The organism is Streptomyces sp. NPDC001732, assembly GCF_053596315.1.
This window is the reverse complement of sequence record NZ_JBSFFY010000001.1, coordinates 450,873-466,202: the sequence shown is the minus strand read 5'-3', so window position 1 is coordinate 466,202 and position 15,330 is coordinate 450,873. Positions and strand designations below refer to the sequence as shown.

The following is a 15,330-nucleotide window of genomic DNA, read 5'->3' as shown; positions in this document are numbered from 1 at the left end:
CCGGGCCGCGCCTCACCGTTCCCGGTACTCGTCCCCCAGGGCGGCGGCCTCCTCCATGGTGAGGCCGTCGCCCTCGGCGTACGCGGCCTCGTAGGCAGCCCGGCCGAGGACGGCGACGGCGCCGCGTTCCGTCCGGTCCCAGTCCTCCCGCTCCATCGCCGTCGGCACGTGGCCCCGGGGCAGCAGGGCCCGGCCGGCGCCGAGCAGACGGGCCGCGCTCAGGGCCCGCCGCTCACCGCCGAGCCCGACCAGGGCCCGTGCCAGGGTGACGAGCTGGATGACGGGCATCTGCGGCGCCATCATCCGGGTCAGCGGGTCGCGGGACCGGTCCAGCGCGGTCAGGACCCGGCGCAGGGCGTCGGCGTACCGCCCGTCCTGGTTGTCCAGCCAGGCCAGGCCGCCCAGGACGAACCCGTCGAAGGCCACCGCCGTTTCGGAGTGGAACTCCTCGCGTGCCGCGTTCATCTGCTCGCGCGCCTCGTCGGTACGGCCGCTGCGGCCCAGCCACAGGGCGAGGTAGAGGCGGGCGGCGGGCATCGCCTCGCGCCCGATCCGCCCTCCCTCGGCGAGCACCTCCCGCAGGATCGCCTCGCCCTCCGCGCCGCGGCCCAGTTCGGTGAGCGCGGACGCGTACCGGGTGCGCAGCACCGCCACCTGGGTCCGGGCGCCGAGCCTGCGCGCGTGGTCGACGGCGGCCCGGAAGTCCTCGGCCGCCTGCGCGTACTCGCCCAGCCGTTCACCGGCCTCGCCCCTGGAGGAGAGCGCCTCGGCCGCGCCCCAGTCGTCGCCGAGCCGGCCGAAGATCTCCAGGCTCTCGTCGGCGTCCGCCCGCGCCTCGGCCGCCCATTCGGGCCGGTTGGCCAGGACGTTGGCCCGCATGTGGAGCGCTCCGGCCAGCTCCCACTCGTAGCCGAGCTCGCGGCAGGTCCGGACCGCCTCGCTCAGCAGCCCCCGCAGGTCGTCCGGCTCGCCGGTGAGCATGACCGCGAAGAACCAGAGCGATGCCGGGACGCGGCAGGTCTGCGGCTGGCCCGCCCGGTAGGTCTTCGCGATGACGCGCAGCCGGGCCCTGCCCTTCTCGTCGTGCCACGTCTCCTTGGTGTGGTCCGCGCTGAGCAGCTGCACCAGGGCCACCTGGCGCCGCGCCTCCTGGAGCAGTTCGGCGTTCATGGGCGGCGGCGCGTCGGTGCAGCGCTCGTGGAGGGAGGGGGCGGGCCGGGCGGGCGGGGCGAAGGGGTCGGGTCCCAGCGCGGCGACCGCGGCGGCCCAGTGGAGCGCGTCGGCGCACAGGTCGCGTATCTGCCAGTACCAGGCCAGTGAGAGCACCAGGCAGAGGGCCTCCTGTTCGTCGCGGGCGGCGACGGCGCGGCGCAGGGCGGTGCGGAGGTTCTCCTGCTCGCGCTGGAGGAGGTCGATCGCGGACTGCTGTCCGGCGCCGCGCAGTCGGGGATCGGTGGTACGGGCCAGCTCCCGGAAGTGCACCAGGTGGCGCCGCTCCACGGCGTCCCGTTCGGCCGCCTCGTCGAGCCGTTCGGCGGCGTACTCGCCCACGGTCTCCAGCAGCCGGTAGCGCATCTCGCCGTCCGCGGCGGGCGTGGCGACGACGAGGGACTTGTCGACGAGCGAGCCGAGCAGCCCGGCGACCTCGCGCGTGTCCTTCGGCCCGTCCGCGCAGACCTCCTCGGCCGCGGCCAGGGTGCAGCCGCCGGCGAAGACCGACAGGCGGCGCAGCACGGCGCGTTCGGGCTCGTCCAGGAGGTCCCAGGACCAGTCGACGACGGCGCGCAGGGTCTGTTGCCGGGGCAGTACGGTGCGGGCCCCGTTGGTGAGCAGCCGGAACCGGTCGTCGAGCCGGTCGGCGATCTGGCGCGGGGTGAGCATCCGCAGCCGGGCGGCGGCGAGTTCGATGGCGAGCGGCAGCCCGTCGAGGCGTCGGCAGATCTCGGCGGCGGCGGCCTCGGTGCCGGGGTCCGTGTCGGTCCGGAAGCCTGGCCGGGCCGCGGCGCCCCGGTCGGCGAGCAGGCGCAGCGCCATCGGGTCGGGCAACGGGTCGACGGGGCGGACCAGTTCGCCCGGAACGCCCAGGGGTTCCCGGCTGGTCGCGAGCACCGTCAGCTGCGGGCAGTGGGCGAGCAGGTGGTCGGCGAGGACGGCGGCGGCCCCGACGAGGTGTTCGCAGTTGTCCAGGAGCAGCAGCATGCGGCGCCGGGAGCAGTGCTCGGTGAGGCGTACGAGAGGGGTTCCCTGGTTGCGTTCGGCGGCCCTCAGCCCTTCGGCGCCCGCGCCGCGCAGCACGGTCTCGCGGGCTCCGAGCGCGCTCAGTACGGCTTCCGGTACGGCCTCGGGGTCGTCGAGGGGGGCGAGTTCGGCCAGCCAGACGCCGTCCGGCCAGGCGTCCGCGACGGATTCGGCGGCCTCCTGGGAGAGCCGGGTCTTGCCCGCGCCGCCGGGGCCCAGGAGGGTGACCAGTCTGGCGTGCGAGAGGTCGTGGCGCAGGGCCTCGATGTCGTCCTCGCGCCCGACGAAACTGGTGAGCCTGGCCCGGAGGTTTCCCGGCCACGCGGTGGGGGCCCCGGTGCGGGCGGGCCGGTCCGGGGGTTCCGGGGCGGGCCGGGGCGCCGGTTCCTGGCGGAGCAACTCGGCGTGCAGCGACCGCAGTTCGGGGCCGGGGTCGGTGCCGAGCCGGTCGGCGAGCAGGGTGCGCACCTCGTCGTAGGCGGCCAGTGCCTGTGCCGTGCGTCCGGCGTCGCGCAGGGCCCGCAGCCGCAGCGCCTGGAGGGGTTCGTCGAGGGGGTGCTCGGCGCACAGGGCGACGAGTTCGGGCAGGGTCTCGTCGGCGCGGCCGAGCGCGAGGGCGGCGCCGAGCCTGCCGCGCCGGGCGTCCAGGCGGCGGGCCTCCCAGCGGGCCTCGGCGGCGCGCCGGTCGGGCAGGTCGGCCAGGACCGGGCCGCGCCACAGGGCGAGTGCCTCGTCGAGGGTGCTCAGGGCCTTCGCCGCGTCCCCCTCGGCCAGGGCCCGTGCGCCCTCCCCCGCGAGCCGTTCGAAGCGGTGGAGGTCGATCGCGTCCGGCTCGGCGGCCAGCCGGTAGCCGTTCTCCGCGGAGGTGACCGCCGCGTGGCCGACGGCCCGCCGGAGCCGTCCGACGAGCGCCTGGAGGGCGCCCACCGCGTCGGCGGGCGGATCACCGTCCCACACCTCGTCGACGAGCACGGCGGCCGGGACGGTGCGGCCGGGACGCAGCGCGAGGGCGGCGAGCAGGGCGCGCAGCCGTGCCCCGCCGATGGCGACGGCCGTGCCGTCGTCGCGAAGTGCCCGGCTGGTACCGAGGATGCAGTAGCGCACCCGCCCATTCTCCGCGACCGGTGCCGGGAAGGGCCGGGCCGGGCGGAAAAGGGGAGGCTGGAAAGGGGTGAAAAGGGGGTGGAAAGAGGAGGCGGGAAAGGGGCGGCAGGGGCCGGAAGGGGCCGAACCGGCGGTTCCGGGAGGCCGGGACGCGTCGGCCCGGCACGGGGCGTTCACGAGACGTCCGCGACGTGCCGCATGTACGGTCGGTCGGGCCCGCCGCCCGCACCCGTACCGGCCCGCCCCCCCTTCCCTTCTTCCGTACTCTCCTTCAGGAGTCCGCCGATGAGCACCTCAGCAGCCCGCAGGGACCGGCGGATCAGCCCGGTCTTCCTCGGCATCGTCGCCGTGGCGGCGGCAGCGGGCTGGGCGGTGTGGACGGGCACCGGACATCCCTACGGGCTCGCGGTCTTCGTCTTCGTCACGGCGGCGTGGGTGGTCTCGCTCTGCCTGCACGAGTACGCGCACGCCCGCACCGCGCTGCACAGCGGGGACACCTCCGTCGCCGCGAAGGGCTACCTCACGCTCGACCCGCTCCGCTACACGCACGCGCTGCTCAGCATCGTGCTGCCGGTGCTGTTCGTGATCATGGGTGGTTTCGGTCTGCCCGGCGGGGCGGTCTTCATCGAGCGGGGCCGGATCCACGGCCGCTGGAAGCACAGCCTGGTCTCGGCGGCGGGTCCGCTGACGAACGTGCTGTTCGCGCTCGTGTGCACGGCGCCGTTCTGGCTGCACGCGCTGGGCGGTGTGCCGCGGGAGTTCCGGTACGCGCTGGCGTTCCTGGCCCTGCTCCAGGTCACCGCGGCGATCCTGAACTTCCTGCCGGTGCCGGGGCTGGACGGGTACGGGGTGATCGAGCCCTGGCTGCCCTACCGGGTCCGCCGCCGGGCGGAGCCGTTCGCGCAGTTCGGGCTGCTCGCGGTGTTCGCCCTGCTGTGGGTCCCGGGGATCAACGAGGTCTTCTTCGGCGCGGTCCACGACCTGCTGGAGTCGCTGGGGGTGGACCGGCTCGGCACGGAGTGCGGGCGGGCCGCCTACCGGTTCTGGGCGAACTGGAACGAGGAGTACCCGGCCTGCGCGACGGCCCCCTGAGCGGGGCCGGTGCTCAGCCGGCGGACTGCTGTGCGGATGCTCAGCCGGCGGACTGGGCGGGCTGCTCGGCCTGGGCCCGATGCCGACGCAGGTAGAACCACGCCATGTTGGAGGAGAGCCCGGCCATCAGCACCCAGACGATCCCGAGCCAGCGGCCCTGGACGAAGGAGATCACCGCCGCGGCGACGGCCAGGACGCAGACGATGAGGGCGTAGAGAGCGAGACGGGGCATGGGGGACGGCTCCTGTCCGGGTGGTGCACGGGTCCCGTCCAGTGTCCCCCATGCCCCGTTCCGCCCGTCGCAGGGGCGGCCCGGGACGGTCGCGGCTCGGCTGCCGAGGCTCGGACGTCGATGCCGTCGCGGCTCAGATGTCGGTGACGCGGAGCCCGGCGTGTGCCTTGTAGCGGCGGTTGACCGAGATCAGGTTGGCGACCAGCGACTCGACCTGGTGGGCGTTGCGCAGCCGCCCGGCGTAGATGCCGCGCATGCCGGGGATGCGGCCCGCCAGTGCCTGGACGGTCTCGGCGTCGGCGCGGGCCTCGCCCAGCACCAGCACGTCGGTGTCGATCTCCTCGACGGCCTCGTCCTGGAGCAGCACCGCCGAGAGGTGGTGGAAGGCGGCGGTGACGCGGGACTCCGGCAGCAGGGCGGCGGCCTGCTCGGCGGCGCTGCCCTCCTCGGGCTTCAGGGCGTAGGCGCCCTTCTTGTCGAAGCCGAGCGGGTTGACGCAGTCGACGACGATCTTGCCCGCGAGTTCCTCGCGCAGCGACTCCAGGGTCTTGGCATGGCCGTCCCACGGCACGGCGACGATCACGATGTCGCTGCGGCGGGCGCACTCCGCGTTGTCCGCGCCCTCGACGCCGTGGCCCAGCTCCTCGGCGGCGGTCCGGGCGCGGTCGGCGGCCCGGGAGCCGATGATCACCTTCTGTCCGGCGCGGGCGAACCGGTAGGCCAGCCCACGCCCCTGCGGTCCGGTGCCGCCGAGCACGCCGACGGTCAGCCCGGAGACGTCGGGGAGGTCCCAGGGGTCCTTGGCGGGGGGCTTGGCACTGCCACTGTCATTCGTAGTCATGGCTCCGACATTACTGCCCGCCACGGGGCGGCACGCTGCGTCGTTCGGCCCCGGGCCTCCGCCGCCCTCGGACCCCCGTTCGGCTGATCGAGAGCCGTTCGCCGGTGCCCGGCGGGGGTGCTGGGGCATGATGCCGGGCCATGGATGCCGTACGTGTCGCCCTGCTGCGCGAAGTGCTCGCCGGGACCGAGTGGCCCGCCGCGACCCGGAGGTTCGCCGGGGCGCTGAGGTCGTCCGTCGTCCCGCACGGCGGCGGGCTGCTGCTGGTGGGGACGGCGGAGTACGAGCCGTGGCACCTGGCGGCCCATCTGGTCGACGAGTCCACCTGGTCCGGGCTGCCGGAGCTGGTCCCCACCCTGGTGCGCCACCGGGTGGAGCCGGGCAGCCCGGCGCATCTGGCGGTCGGCCTGGGCCGGATCGAGGCGGCGGGGCGGGGCGAGACGCTGCTCCTGGTGGCCCCCGAGCGGCCCGGCGAGGGGCTGCTGGAGCGGGTGCACGACGCGCGGCGCGCCGGGGCCACGGTGCTCTCGCTGGGCGACGGCGACCCGGAGGTCCGGGGGCTGGCCCACGAGACGCTCGCGGTGACCGGCGCCGACGACATCGACCTGGACACCGTGCAGCATCTGGTGAGCGCGGCGGCCGGGGAGAACAGCGCGCCCGCGCCGCGCGGCCGGCGCGGCTTCCGGGACCGGCTGTCCCGTCTCGCCGACCAGCTGACGGCGCCTCCCCCGCCCCGCTGGTGAGGCGCGGACCGGGGACCGCCGCCGACGGAACCGCCCTCCGGTCCCCGGTTCCCCCGGCCCTCGGCCCCTGACCGCCATCCGCCCCCGCCGCCGTGTCCCTGGTCGCCCGCCGTCCGCCGCCCGCCGCGAAAAGTGGTTGCACCGCGTGACCGCCGGGCCGGAGCATGGCCCCTCGTGACCTCTGCCCCGCCCCCCGCCGCCGCGTCTCCGGCCGCCCGGCTCCTCGCCCTGCTGCCCGACCTCACGCCCCTGCGTTCCTCCGCCGACTTCCGGCTGCTGTGGATCCAGGGCCTGGTGACGTACTTCGGCAGTTTCATGGCGCTGATCGCGCTGCCGCTCCAGATCAAGGAACTGACGGGTTCCCCGCTGGCGGTCGGCGCGATGGGGGCGGTCGAGCTGGTGCCCCTGGTCGTCTTCGGCCTGTACGGCGGGGCGCTCGCGGACGCCGTGGACCGCCGCAAGGTGATCCTGGGCACCGAGGCGGGGCTCGGCCTGCTCGCCCTGGTGCTCCTGGTGAACGCGGCGCTGCCGAGTCCGTTGCTCTGGCCGCTGTACGTGGTCGCGGCCGGAGTCTCCGCGCTCTCCGGGCTCCAACGGCCCGCGCTGGACTCCCTGATGGCCCGGATCGTGCCGCACGAGCAGCTGACCGCGGCCGCCGCGCTGAACTCGCTGCGCTGGCAGTTCGGTGCGATCACCGGCCCGGCGGTGGCGGGGCTGGTGGTCGCCTACGCCGGGCACGCCACGGCGTACACGGTCACGGTGGCCACCTTCGCCGGCTCCGTGCTCCTGTGCCTGCGCCTGACGCCCGCGCCGCCCGCCCGGGACAACGCGAAGCCGTCGCTGCGCGGCATCGTGGAGGGCGCGAAGTACGCCTGGAGCCGGCCGGTGCTGCTGGGGACGTACGCGGTCGACATGGCCGCGATGTTCTTCGCCTTCCCGAACGCGATCTTCCCGTTCCTGGCGGACGACCTGAACGCCGACTGGTCGCTGGGCCTGATGTACGCCGCGGATTCGGTCGGGTCGCTGGTGCTGGGGCTGACCAGCGGCTGGACGTCACGGGTGCGGCGGCACGGGCTGTTCGTGGTGTTCGGGGCCGCGGTCTGGGGGCTGGCGATCGCGGGGGCCGGGTGGTTCGGCAACGTGTGGCTGGTGCTGGCCTGCCTGGCGGTGGCGGGCGCGGGCGACATGCTCAGCGGGCTCGGTCGCTCCACGATCTGGAACCAGACCATCCCGGAGGAACTGCGGGGCCGGCTGGCGGGCATCGAGGTGCTCTCGTACAGCGTCGGTCCGCAGCTGGGTCAGGTGCGGGCCGGTGCGATGGCGGGCTGGACGGGGACCAGGGCGGCGATCTGGAGCGGGGGCGTGGCCTGCGTGGCCTCGGTCGCGCTGCTCGCCGCGGCGCTTCCCAAGCTGCTCACGTACGACTCCGAGACCGACGAGGACGCGGTGCGCAGGCGGGCGCAGCGCGAGGCGGAACAGGCGGAACGGCCCACGGGGGCCGCGGAGGCCGGTGCCTCCGGCGCGTGAGCGACGAGGGCACCGGGCCCCGGCGGGGCCGGCCCCGGAGTCGGGGCCGGAGCCGCTCCGGGGGCTCCTCACGCCTCCGGGTCCGTGGGGGCGTCCCGGTCGTGCCACTTGGGGTCGTTCTCCCACTCCAGGTTCCGTTCCCGCGCGGTGTCCATCGCGTGCTGCGCCTCCTGGCGGGTGGCGTACGGCCCGAAACGGTCCTTGGCCGGGCACTCGGGGCCCTCCTCGACCTTCTGGTGCTGCAGGCAGTAGAACCACTCGCCGGGCTTGCCCGTGGTGCGCTTCTTGAACAGGGCCATCACGGCTCCTTCCCTCGGGGCCATGCTGCCCCAAGCACGCTGGTTAGACTCGCTGACATGTCTGGCCAGTCGCTGCTCGTACCCGGGGAGATCACTCCCATCCGATCCGTTCCCGGAAACATCCGGCGCCCCGAGTACGTGGGCAAGCCGGCCCCGACCCCGTACACCGGTCCGGAGGTCCAGGACGCCGACACCGTCGAGCGCATGCGCATCGCGGGCCGGATCGCCGCGCAGGCGATGGAGGAGGCCGCGAAGCACATCGCACCGGGCGTCACGACGGACGAACTCGACCGGGTCGCCCACGAGTTCATGTGCGACCACGGAGCCTATCCGTCGACGCTCGGCTACCGGGGCTTCCCCAAGTCGCTCTGCTCCTCGCTGAACGAGGTGATCTGCCACGGCATCCCGGACTCCACGGTGCTGCGCGACGGCGACATCGTTAACCTCGACGTGACGGCGTACATCAACGGCGTGCACGGCGACAACAACGCCACGTACCTCTGCGGCGACGTGGACGAGGAGTCCCGGCTGCTCGTGGAACGCACCCGGGAGGCGCTGAACCGGGCGATCAAGGCGGTCCGGCCGGGGCGGCAGGTCAATGTGATCGGACGGGTCATCGAGTCGTACGCGAAGCGCTTCGGGTACGGCGTGGTGCGGGACTTCACCGGGCACGGGATCAATTCCTCGTTCCACTCCGGCCTGATCATCCCGCACTACGACAGCCCGCACGCGACCACGGTGATGAAGCCGGGGATGACGTTCACCATCGAGCCGATGCTGACGCTGGGCACCCACGACTACGACATGTGGGACGACGGCTGGACCGTCGTGACGAAGGACCGCAAGCGCACCGCCCAGTTCGAGCACACGCTGGTGGTGACGGACACGGGCGCCGAGATCCTGACGCTCCCGTAACCGGCCGTAAGCACGGCACCCGTCGCACAGCCCTCGAAGCGGCCGCCCCCGGGCGGCCGCTTTCGCGTGCCCTCCCGCGAAGCCCCGGTCCCCTCCCCCACCGACGGAACCAGGCGTATCATTTTTACCGACAGCCTGTCGGAAACTTTACCGACAGAACGTCGGGAAGCCATTGACTCAGGTAAGCCTAAGCAGAAGGATCGGGGAGGTCGACAGCCGCTGCCGCGCAGGGGCCGCCGCCGGCATTTCCGTCTCTTCCCGGATTTCCCGTCCCCCCTCGGTCCCCGGAGGCCCGCCTTGGACGCAACCGCCGCCACGCCCTTCTCGACGCTCATCCGCACCGCCTCGCACCAGCAGCACACCGAGGCGGAGACCTCGTCCTTCATGGGTGACCTGCTGGGCGGGCGGCTGGGGGTGGACGCGTACACGCGCTACACCGAGCAGCTGTGGTTCGTGTACCGGGCACTGGAGGAAGGCGCGCAGGCGCTGCGCACCGACCCGGTCGCCGGGCCGTTCATACGGCCCGAGCTGATGCGCACCGCCGAACTGGAGCGGGATCTGGCCCATCTGCGGGGCGCCGACTGGCGCGCGGGCCTGGAGCCGCTGCCCGCCACCGCCGCGTACGCCGCCCGGGTCGCCGAGTGCGCCCGTTCCTGGCCCGCGGGGTACGTCGCGCACCACTACACCCGCTACCTCGGCGACCTCTCGGGCGGCCAGATCATCCGCGACCGGGCGGAGCGCACCTGGGGCTTCGCGCGCAAGGGGGACGGCGTCCGGTTCTACGTCTTCGAACAGATCCCCAACCCCGCCTCGTTCAAGCGGGACTACCGCGAACTGCTGGACCGGCTGACCGCGGACGACCTGGAGAAGCAGCGCGTCGTCGACGAGTGCAAGCGCGCGTTCGCGCTGAACACGGCGGTGTTCCGGGAGCTGGGCGAGGCGTTCCCGCTCAGCGCGTAGCGTTCCGGCGGCGCGGCGGGCGGGGCGGCCGGAGCACGGCGACCGCCCGCGTCCGCCGCGCCGCCGCGTTCTCAGCCGCGGCCGGCCAGTGCGACGCGGCCCCCGATCTCCACCGTGCCGTCGGGGGCGGGGGCGGTGAGGAGCTGGGAGCCGCACCCCTGAATGATGTTGAGGGCGCGCCCCAGTTGCGCACTGAGCAGCAGGGCCGCCGCCCCCGTCGCCTCGTCCTCGACGATCTTGTCGTCGCGTCTCGGGAACGCCCGCGCCCTGACCCGGCCCGCCGCCTCGTCCTCCCAGGCCCACGCGTACAACCAGCCCTCGCCCGGCGGGGGCCCGGTCAGCGCCTCGACCTCGGCGACGGAGGCGTACCGCTCCAGCAGGCGCGGCGGCGCCCACTCGGGGCGGGCGGTGATCCAGGTGAATTCCCCGTCCTGGCGGGCGAATACGTCCCCGACCGGCAGTTCCAGGATCTCCAGGTCGAGCAGCCAGGCGGCGCCGACGAGCGGATGTCCGGCGAAGGGGAGGCGGAGCCCGGGGGTGTAGATGTCCAGGTGCCCGCGCTCGGGGTCGTCGACGAACACGGTCTCGCTGAACCCGAGCCGGCGGGCCAGCTCCTGCCGGGACGCCTCGTCGGGGTACGCGCGGCCGTCCCGCACGACCCCGAGGGCGTTGCCGTGCCTGCCGTCGGGGCCGCAGAACACCCGTAGTACGTCGATGCCCGCGGGCATCTCGAAGTCGCTGTCGCTCACCCGCGCATTCAAGCATCCGCCCGGGTGCCGGCCGGGCGGACGACGCCACTTCCGAAACACGCCCCAGCCGGACCGACCGGACGGAATCCAGAAGCACTTGACCTCCGCTTGACCACTTCATGGGAGTTCCATGGGGCGGCCGTGATCACTCCGTTCCCGACCCCCGGGGATGAGAGCTGAATCACTGCACGGGTGGGTACCGGTCAAGTAAGCCTCGGTTAAGTTAGGTCTGCCTCACCTGCCTTTGTCCGATCTTCTCCCCTTCTCCCTCAGCCTTCGTGGAGCCCGTATGCGAGCCGTTCGTTTCTCCGTCGTCACCGCCGCCGCGGCCGCGGCGGCCCTGACCGCCGTCACGGGCTGCGCAGAGAAGAGCGACGGCAAGGGCGACGGCGCCGTGCGGGTCGTCGCCAAGGACGACGCCTGCGAGGTGTCGAAGAAGGAACTGCCGGCCGGTCACATCGAACTGGCCGTGGAGAACAAGGGCTCCAAGGTCACCGAGGTCTACGTCCTCTTCCCGGACGACCGCATCGTCGCCGAGCGCGAGAACATCGGCCCCGGCACCAAGGCGAACATCACGGCCGAGATCAAGGCCGGTTCGTACGAGATCGCCTGCAAGCCCGGCATGAAGGGGCACGGCATCCGGCAGAAGCTGGAGGTCACCGGCGGCACCGCGGTCAAGCGCAGCCCCGAGATGGACAAGGCGGTCGCGATGTACCGCACCTACGTCCAGGCCCAGGCCGACGAGACGCTGCCGAAGGCCAAGAAGTTCACGGACGCCGTCGCCGCCGGTGACATCGAGACCGCCAAGAAGCTCTACGCCGACTCCCGGCTCGGCTGGGAGCGCACCGAGCCGGTCGCCGAGTCCTTCGGCGACATCGACCCGAAGGTCGACATCCGCGAGGACGGCCTGGAGGACGGTCAGAAGTGGACCGGCTGGCACCGCCTGGAGAAGGCGCTGTGGCAGGACAAGAAGCTGGGCGCCGAGGAGAAGGCCCTCGCCCCGCTCCTCTACAAGGACCTGCTCGACTGGCAGAAGCGGGTCGGCACCGCGGAGATCACCCCGACCTCGATGGCCAACGGCGCCAAGGAGCTCCTCGACGAGGTCGCCACCGGCAAGGTCACCGGTGAGGAGGAGCGGTACAGCCACACCGACCTGGTCGACTTCAAGGGCAACGTCGAGGGCGCCCAGAAGTCCTACGAGCTGCTGAAGCCGATCGCCGCCAAGAACGACGCGGCCCTGACCGCCTCCCTGGACAAGCGGTTCGCCGAGCTGAACACGCTGCTGGACAAGTACCGCGCGGACAAGAACTCCTACGACTTCACCTCGTACGACAAGGTCGGCAAGGCGGACCGCAAGGAGCTGTCGGACGCGGTCAACGCGCTGGCCGAGCCGCTGTCCCGGCTCGCCGCCGCGGTCACGAAGTAACGAGCGGGAGGGCTCTGTTCATGTCCCAGCAGGCACAGGCCGACGAAACCCCGGCACAGGGCTCCGGCCCCGCCCCGTCCCGCCGGGCGCTGCTCGGCTGGGGCGGTGCCGGGCTCGCGCTCGGTGCGGTCGCGGCCGGTGGCGCGGTCGCCGCGGTGCGGTCCGGCGACACGGCGGTACCGGCCGCGGACAGCGGTGCGGCGGTGCCGTTCCACGGCGCGCACCAGGCCGGGATCGCCACCGCCGTGCAGGACCGGCTGCACTTCGCCGCGTTCGACGTGACGACGAAGGACCGCGCCGAACTGGTCGCGCTGCTCAAGGAGTGGACGCGGGCGGCCGAGCGGATGACGGCCGGTCACGCGGTCGGCGACGGGGCGTACGGCGGCCTCGCCGAGGCGCCGCCGGACGACACGGGCGAGGCGCTGGGGCTCAAGCCGTCCCGGCTCACGCTCACCGTCGGCTTCGGCCCCTCGCTCTTCGCCAAGGGCCGGTTCGGCCTGGAGGACCGGCGGCCCACGGCGCTCGTGGACCTGCCGAAGTTCCCCGGCGACAACCTCGACGCGACCCGCAGCGGCGGCGACATCTGCGTCCAGGCGTGCGCGGACGACCCGCAGGTCGCGGTGCACGCCATCCGCAACCTCGCCAGGATCGGCATGGGCCGCATCGCGATCCGCTGGTCCCAGCTGGGCTTCGGCAAGACCTCGTCCACGACGCCGGACGCCCAGACCCCGCGCAACATGTTCGGCTTCAAGGACGGCACCCGGAACATCTCCGGCACCGACACCGCCGCCCTGGACAAGCACGTGTGGGTCGGCGAGAAGGACCGGGCGGACTGGATGACCGGGGGTTCCTACCTGGTGGCCCGCCGCATCCGGATGCACATCGAGACCTGGGACCGCACCTCGCTCCAGGAGCAGGAGGACGTCTTCGGCCGCGACAAGGGAGAGGGCGCCCCGGTCGGCAAGCCCTCCGAGCACGACGAGCCGTTCCTGAAGGCGATGCTGCCGACCGCGCACGTGCGGCTCTCCCACCCGGACAGCAACGACGGTGCGACGATCCTGCGCCGCGGCTACTCCTTCACCGACGGCACCGACGGCCTCGGCCGGCTCGACGCCGGGCTGTTCTTCATCGCCTACCAGCGCGACACCCGCAAGGCGTTCATCCCGATCCAGCGGCGCCTCGCGGCGCACGACGCGCTCAACGAGTACATCCAGCACGTGGGTTCGGCGCACTTCGCCGTCCCGCCGGGCGTCCGCGACAAGGACGACTGGTGGGGCCGGGCGCTGTTCTCTTAACAGGTCGAAACGGAAAGGAGAACCAGGACGTGTTCAGCAACTTCCTGATCGGCCTGCGCGAAGGCCTCGAGGCCAGCCTCGTCGTCTGCATCCTCATCGCCTACCTGGTGAAGACCGGCAACCGGAACAAGCTGGTGCCGATCTGGACCGGTGTCGGGATCGCCGTCGTCATCAGCCTGGCGTTCGGCGCCGGGCTCGAATTCGGTTCGCAGGAGATGACGTTCAAGGCCCAGGAGGCGCTCGGCGGTTCGCTGTCGATCGTCTCGGTCGGCCTGGTCACCTGGATGGTCTTCTGGATGCGGCGCACCGCGCGGCACCTGAAGTCGGAGCTGCACGGCAAACTCGACGCGGCGCTCGCGATGGGCACCGGCGCCCTGGTCGCCACGGCGCTGCTCGCGGTGGGCCGGGAGGGCCTGGAGACCTCGCTGTTCGTGTGGCGCGCGGTGCACGCGGCGGACGACGGCTGGCATCCGATGATCGGCGCGTTCCTCGGGATCGCGGCCGCCGTCGTACTGGGCTGGCTGTTCTACCGGGGCGCGCTGCGGATCAACCTGTCGAAGTTCTTCACCTGGACCGGCGGCATGCTGGTGGTCGTGGCCGCGGGCGTGCTCGCGTACGGCGTCCACGACCTCCAGGAGGCCGAGTTCGTCGGCGGCCTCCACAACCGGGCGTTCGACATCAGCTCCACGATCCCGCCGGACAGTTGGTACGGCACGCTGCTGAAGGGCACGTTCAACTTCCAGCCCGACCCGACCGTCCTCCAGGTCACGGTGTGGGCGCTGTATCTGATACCCACGCTCGCGCTGTTCCTCGCCCCGGTAGGGTTCGGACGGTCAGGGGCCCCCTCCGGAGGGGCGACGGATCAGAAGGCGCGGAAAGCAACGGATGAGAAGCCTGAGGCCGATTCGGCTGGCGACGGGGCTCGCGACGGCGACGGTGCTGTCCTTGACGGCGAGCGGGTGCGTGACGGTGCACGGCGAGCTGGAAGTGGTGCCGACGGCAACCAGGTCTGAGGCCGCGCAGGCACTGAAGGACTTCACCACCGCGTACAACGCGGCTGACAAGGCGTACGACCCGGCCCTGGACGCGGACCGGGTCACCGGCCCGCTCGGCGCGATCAACCAGGCCGGGCTGAAGGCGCGGCAGAAGAACAACCCGGACGGCAATCCGAAGCACCGGCCGCTGGAGCTGACCGACGCCACGTACGTCATCCCGAAGAAGGCGGGCTGGCCCCGGTGGTTCCTCGCGGACACCGACTCCAACCGCGACCAGGACCAGGGGAACCGGGACACCCGCTGGCTGCTCGTCTTCGTCAAGTCCGGGCCCGGCGCCGGGTGGAGGGCCGCCTATCTGTCGGTCGTGCCCTCCTCCCGGCTGCCCGAGCTCGCGAAGGACGGCGAGGGCCGGGCCACCCCGGTGGCCGCGGACGCCGCCGGACTGGCCGTGGCGCCGAAGGACCTGGGCAAGCAGTACACGGACTACCTGCAACAGGGCACCCCGGACGTCTTCGCCCCCGGCGGCACCACCTCGGGCTGGCGGGACGCCCGCCGTAACACCCGGCGGCCGGGCTTCTCGTACCAGTACATCGACCAGCCGCTGAACAGCGGCATGTTCGCCCCGCTCGCGCTGCGGACGAAGGACGGCGGGGCGCTGGTCTTCTTCAGCAGCAAGCACTTCGAGCGGCAGACCGCGGCGGAGGGGCTGCGCCCGCCGGTCAACGACGACGTGGCGGCGCTGCTGACCGGTGAGGTGAAGTCCACCCTCACCAAGGAGCGGGTCTCCAGCCAGCTGGTGTACGTCCCGAAGAAGGGCGCGACGGCCGACGACGGCAAGGTGGTCATGCTGCACCGGCTGCCCGGCCTGACGTCGGCGAAGGGCTCGTAGCGGGTCCGGGGCGGTCCTGAGGGCC

14 protein-coding genes are annotated in these 15,330 nt (G+C 73.0%); 9 read left to right on the top strand and 5 right to left on the bottom strand.

All coding sequences use genetic code 11. The features are described from left to right. Nucleotides 1-12: 12 nt before the first annotated feature. Nucleotides 13-3,342 carry an ATP-binding protein gene (locus tag ACWCXX_RS01955; protein WP_451123248.1) on the bottom strand — a complete coding sequence of 1,110 codons (3,330 nt, stop codon included), beginning with the start codon at nt 3,340-3,342 and terminating at the stop codon, nt 13-15. 285 nt (nt 3,343-3,627) lie between these two features. On the opposite strand from ACWCXX_RS01955, the gene ACWCXX_RS01950 reads away from it, so the two are divergent. Beyond that, a complete protein-coding gene (locus ACWCXX_RS01950) occupies nt 3,628-4,434 on the top strand; it encodes a site-2 protease family protein (RefSeq protein WP_451123246.1) in 807 nt (268 codons plus the stop codon). Between the two features lie 40 nt (nt 4,435-4,474). Here ACWCXX_RS01950 and ACWCXX_RS01945 read toward each other — a convergent pair whose 3' ends face one another. Together ACWCXX_RS01945 and npdG are read right to left on the bottom strand one after the other, a co-directional pair. Beyond that, nucleotides 4,475-4,666 carry a hypothetical protein gene (locus ACWCXX_RS01945; RefSeq protein WP_451123244.1) on the bottom strand — a complete coding sequence of 64 codons (192 nt, stop codon included), beginning with the start codon at nt 4,664-4,666 and terminating at the stop codon, nt 4,475-4,477. Between the two features lie 133 nt (nt 4,667-4,799). Then, complete coding sequence (npdG, locus tag ACWCXX_RS01940) at nt 4,800-5,507, bottom strand: NADPH-dependent F420 reductase (RefSeq protein WP_451123242.1); 708 nt, start codon at nt 5,505-5,507, stop codon at nt 4,800-4,802. Nucleotides 5,508-5,647: 140 nt separating this feature from the next. On the opposite strand from npdG, the gene ACWCXX_RS01935 reads away from it, so the two are divergent. Together ACWCXX_RS01935 and ACWCXX_RS01930 are read left to right on the top strand one after the other, a co-directional pair. Continuing rightward, on the top strand, nt 5,648-6,250 hold the full coding sequence (locus ACWCXX_RS01935; protein ID WP_451123240.1) for a hypothetical protein: 603 nt from the start codon (nt 5,648-5,650) through the stop codon (nt 6,248-6,250). A gap of 174 nt (nt 6,251-6,424) precedes the next feature. After that, a complete protein-coding gene (locus tag ACWCXX_RS01930; protein ID WP_451123238.1) occupies nt 6,425-7,777 on the top strand; it encodes an MFS transporter in 1,353 nt (450 codons plus the stop codon). A 68-nt stretch (nt 7,778-7,845) separates the two neighbouring features. Here the strand turns inward: ACWCXX_RS01930 and ACWCXX_RS01925 are convergent, their stop codons facing one another. Next, the gene (locus ACWCXX_RS01925; RefSeq protein WP_451123236.1) at nt 7,846-8,076 is read right to left on the bottom strand and encodes a hypothetical protein; all 231 of its coding nucleotides are present in this window, start codon (nt 8,074-8,076) and stop codon (nt 7,846-7,848) included. Nucleotides 8,077-8,133: 57 nt separating this feature from the next. On the opposite strand from ACWCXX_RS01925, the gene map reads away from it, so the two are divergent. Both map and ACWCXX_RS01915 read left to right on the top strand, forming a co-directional pair. Continuing rightward, nucleotides 8,134-8,991: a type I methionyl aminopeptidase gene (gene map / locus ACWCXX_RS01920; RefSeq protein ID WP_356932681.1), complete on the top strand. Its 858-nt coding sequence runs from the start codon at nt 8,134-8,136 to the stop codon at nt 8,989-8,991. 297 nt (nt 8,992-9,288) lie between these two features. Then, on the top strand, nt 9,289-9,951 hold the full coding sequence (locus ACWCXX_RS01915) for a biliverdin-producing heme oxygenase (protein WP_451123234.1): 663 nt from the start codon (nt 9,289-9,291) through the stop codon (nt 9,949-9,951). A gap of 71 nt (nt 9,952-10,022) precedes the next feature. Here the strand turns inward: ACWCXX_RS01915 and ACWCXX_RS01910 are convergent, their stop codons facing one another. Continuing rightward, nucleotides 10,023-10,679: a PhzF family phenazine biosynthesis protein gene (locus ACWCXX_RS01910; protein WP_451123570.1), complete on the bottom strand. Its 657-nt coding sequence runs from the start codon at nt 10,677-10,679 to the stop codon at nt 10,023-10,025. 310 nt (nt 10,680-10,989) lie between these two features. Here ACWCXX_RS01910 and efeO point away from each other — a divergent pair, with 310 nt between their 5' ends. The 4 genes from efeO to ACWCXX_RS01890 are packed head-to-tail and all read left to right on the top strand — an operon-like array spanning nt 10,990 to nt 15,305. After that, nucleotides 10,990-12,126 carry an iron uptake system protein EfeO gene (gene efeO, locus ACWCXX_RS01905; protein WP_451123232.1) on the top strand — a complete coding sequence of 379 codons (1,137 nt, stop codon included), beginning with the start codon at nt 10,990-10,992 and terminating at the stop codon, nt 12,124-12,126. 20 nt (nt 12,127-12,146) lie between these two features. Further along, nucleotides 12,147-13,421: an iron uptake transporter deferrochelatase/peroxidase subunit gene (gene efeB / locus ACWCXX_RS01900; protein ID WP_451123230.1), complete on the top strand. Its 1,275-nt coding sequence runs from the start codon at nt 12,147-12,149 to the stop codon at nt 13,419-13,421. Between the two features lie 29 nt (nt 13,422-13,450). After that, nucleotides 13,451-14,434, top strand: coding sequence for an iron uptake transporter permease EfeU (gene efeU / locus ACWCXX_RS01895; protein ID WP_389000578.1), 984 nt, complete (start codon nt 13,451-13,453; stop codon nt 14,432-14,434). Next, nucleotides 14,367-15,305, top strand: coding sequence for a hypothetical protein (locus tag ACWCXX_RS01890; RefSeq protein WP_451123228.1), 939 nt, complete (start codon nt 14,367-14,369; stop codon nt 15,303-15,305). The genes efeU and ACWCXX_RS01890 overlap by 68 nt, the downstream gene beginning before the upstream one ends. The last annotated feature ends 25 nt before the right edge of the window (nt 15,306-15,330 follow it).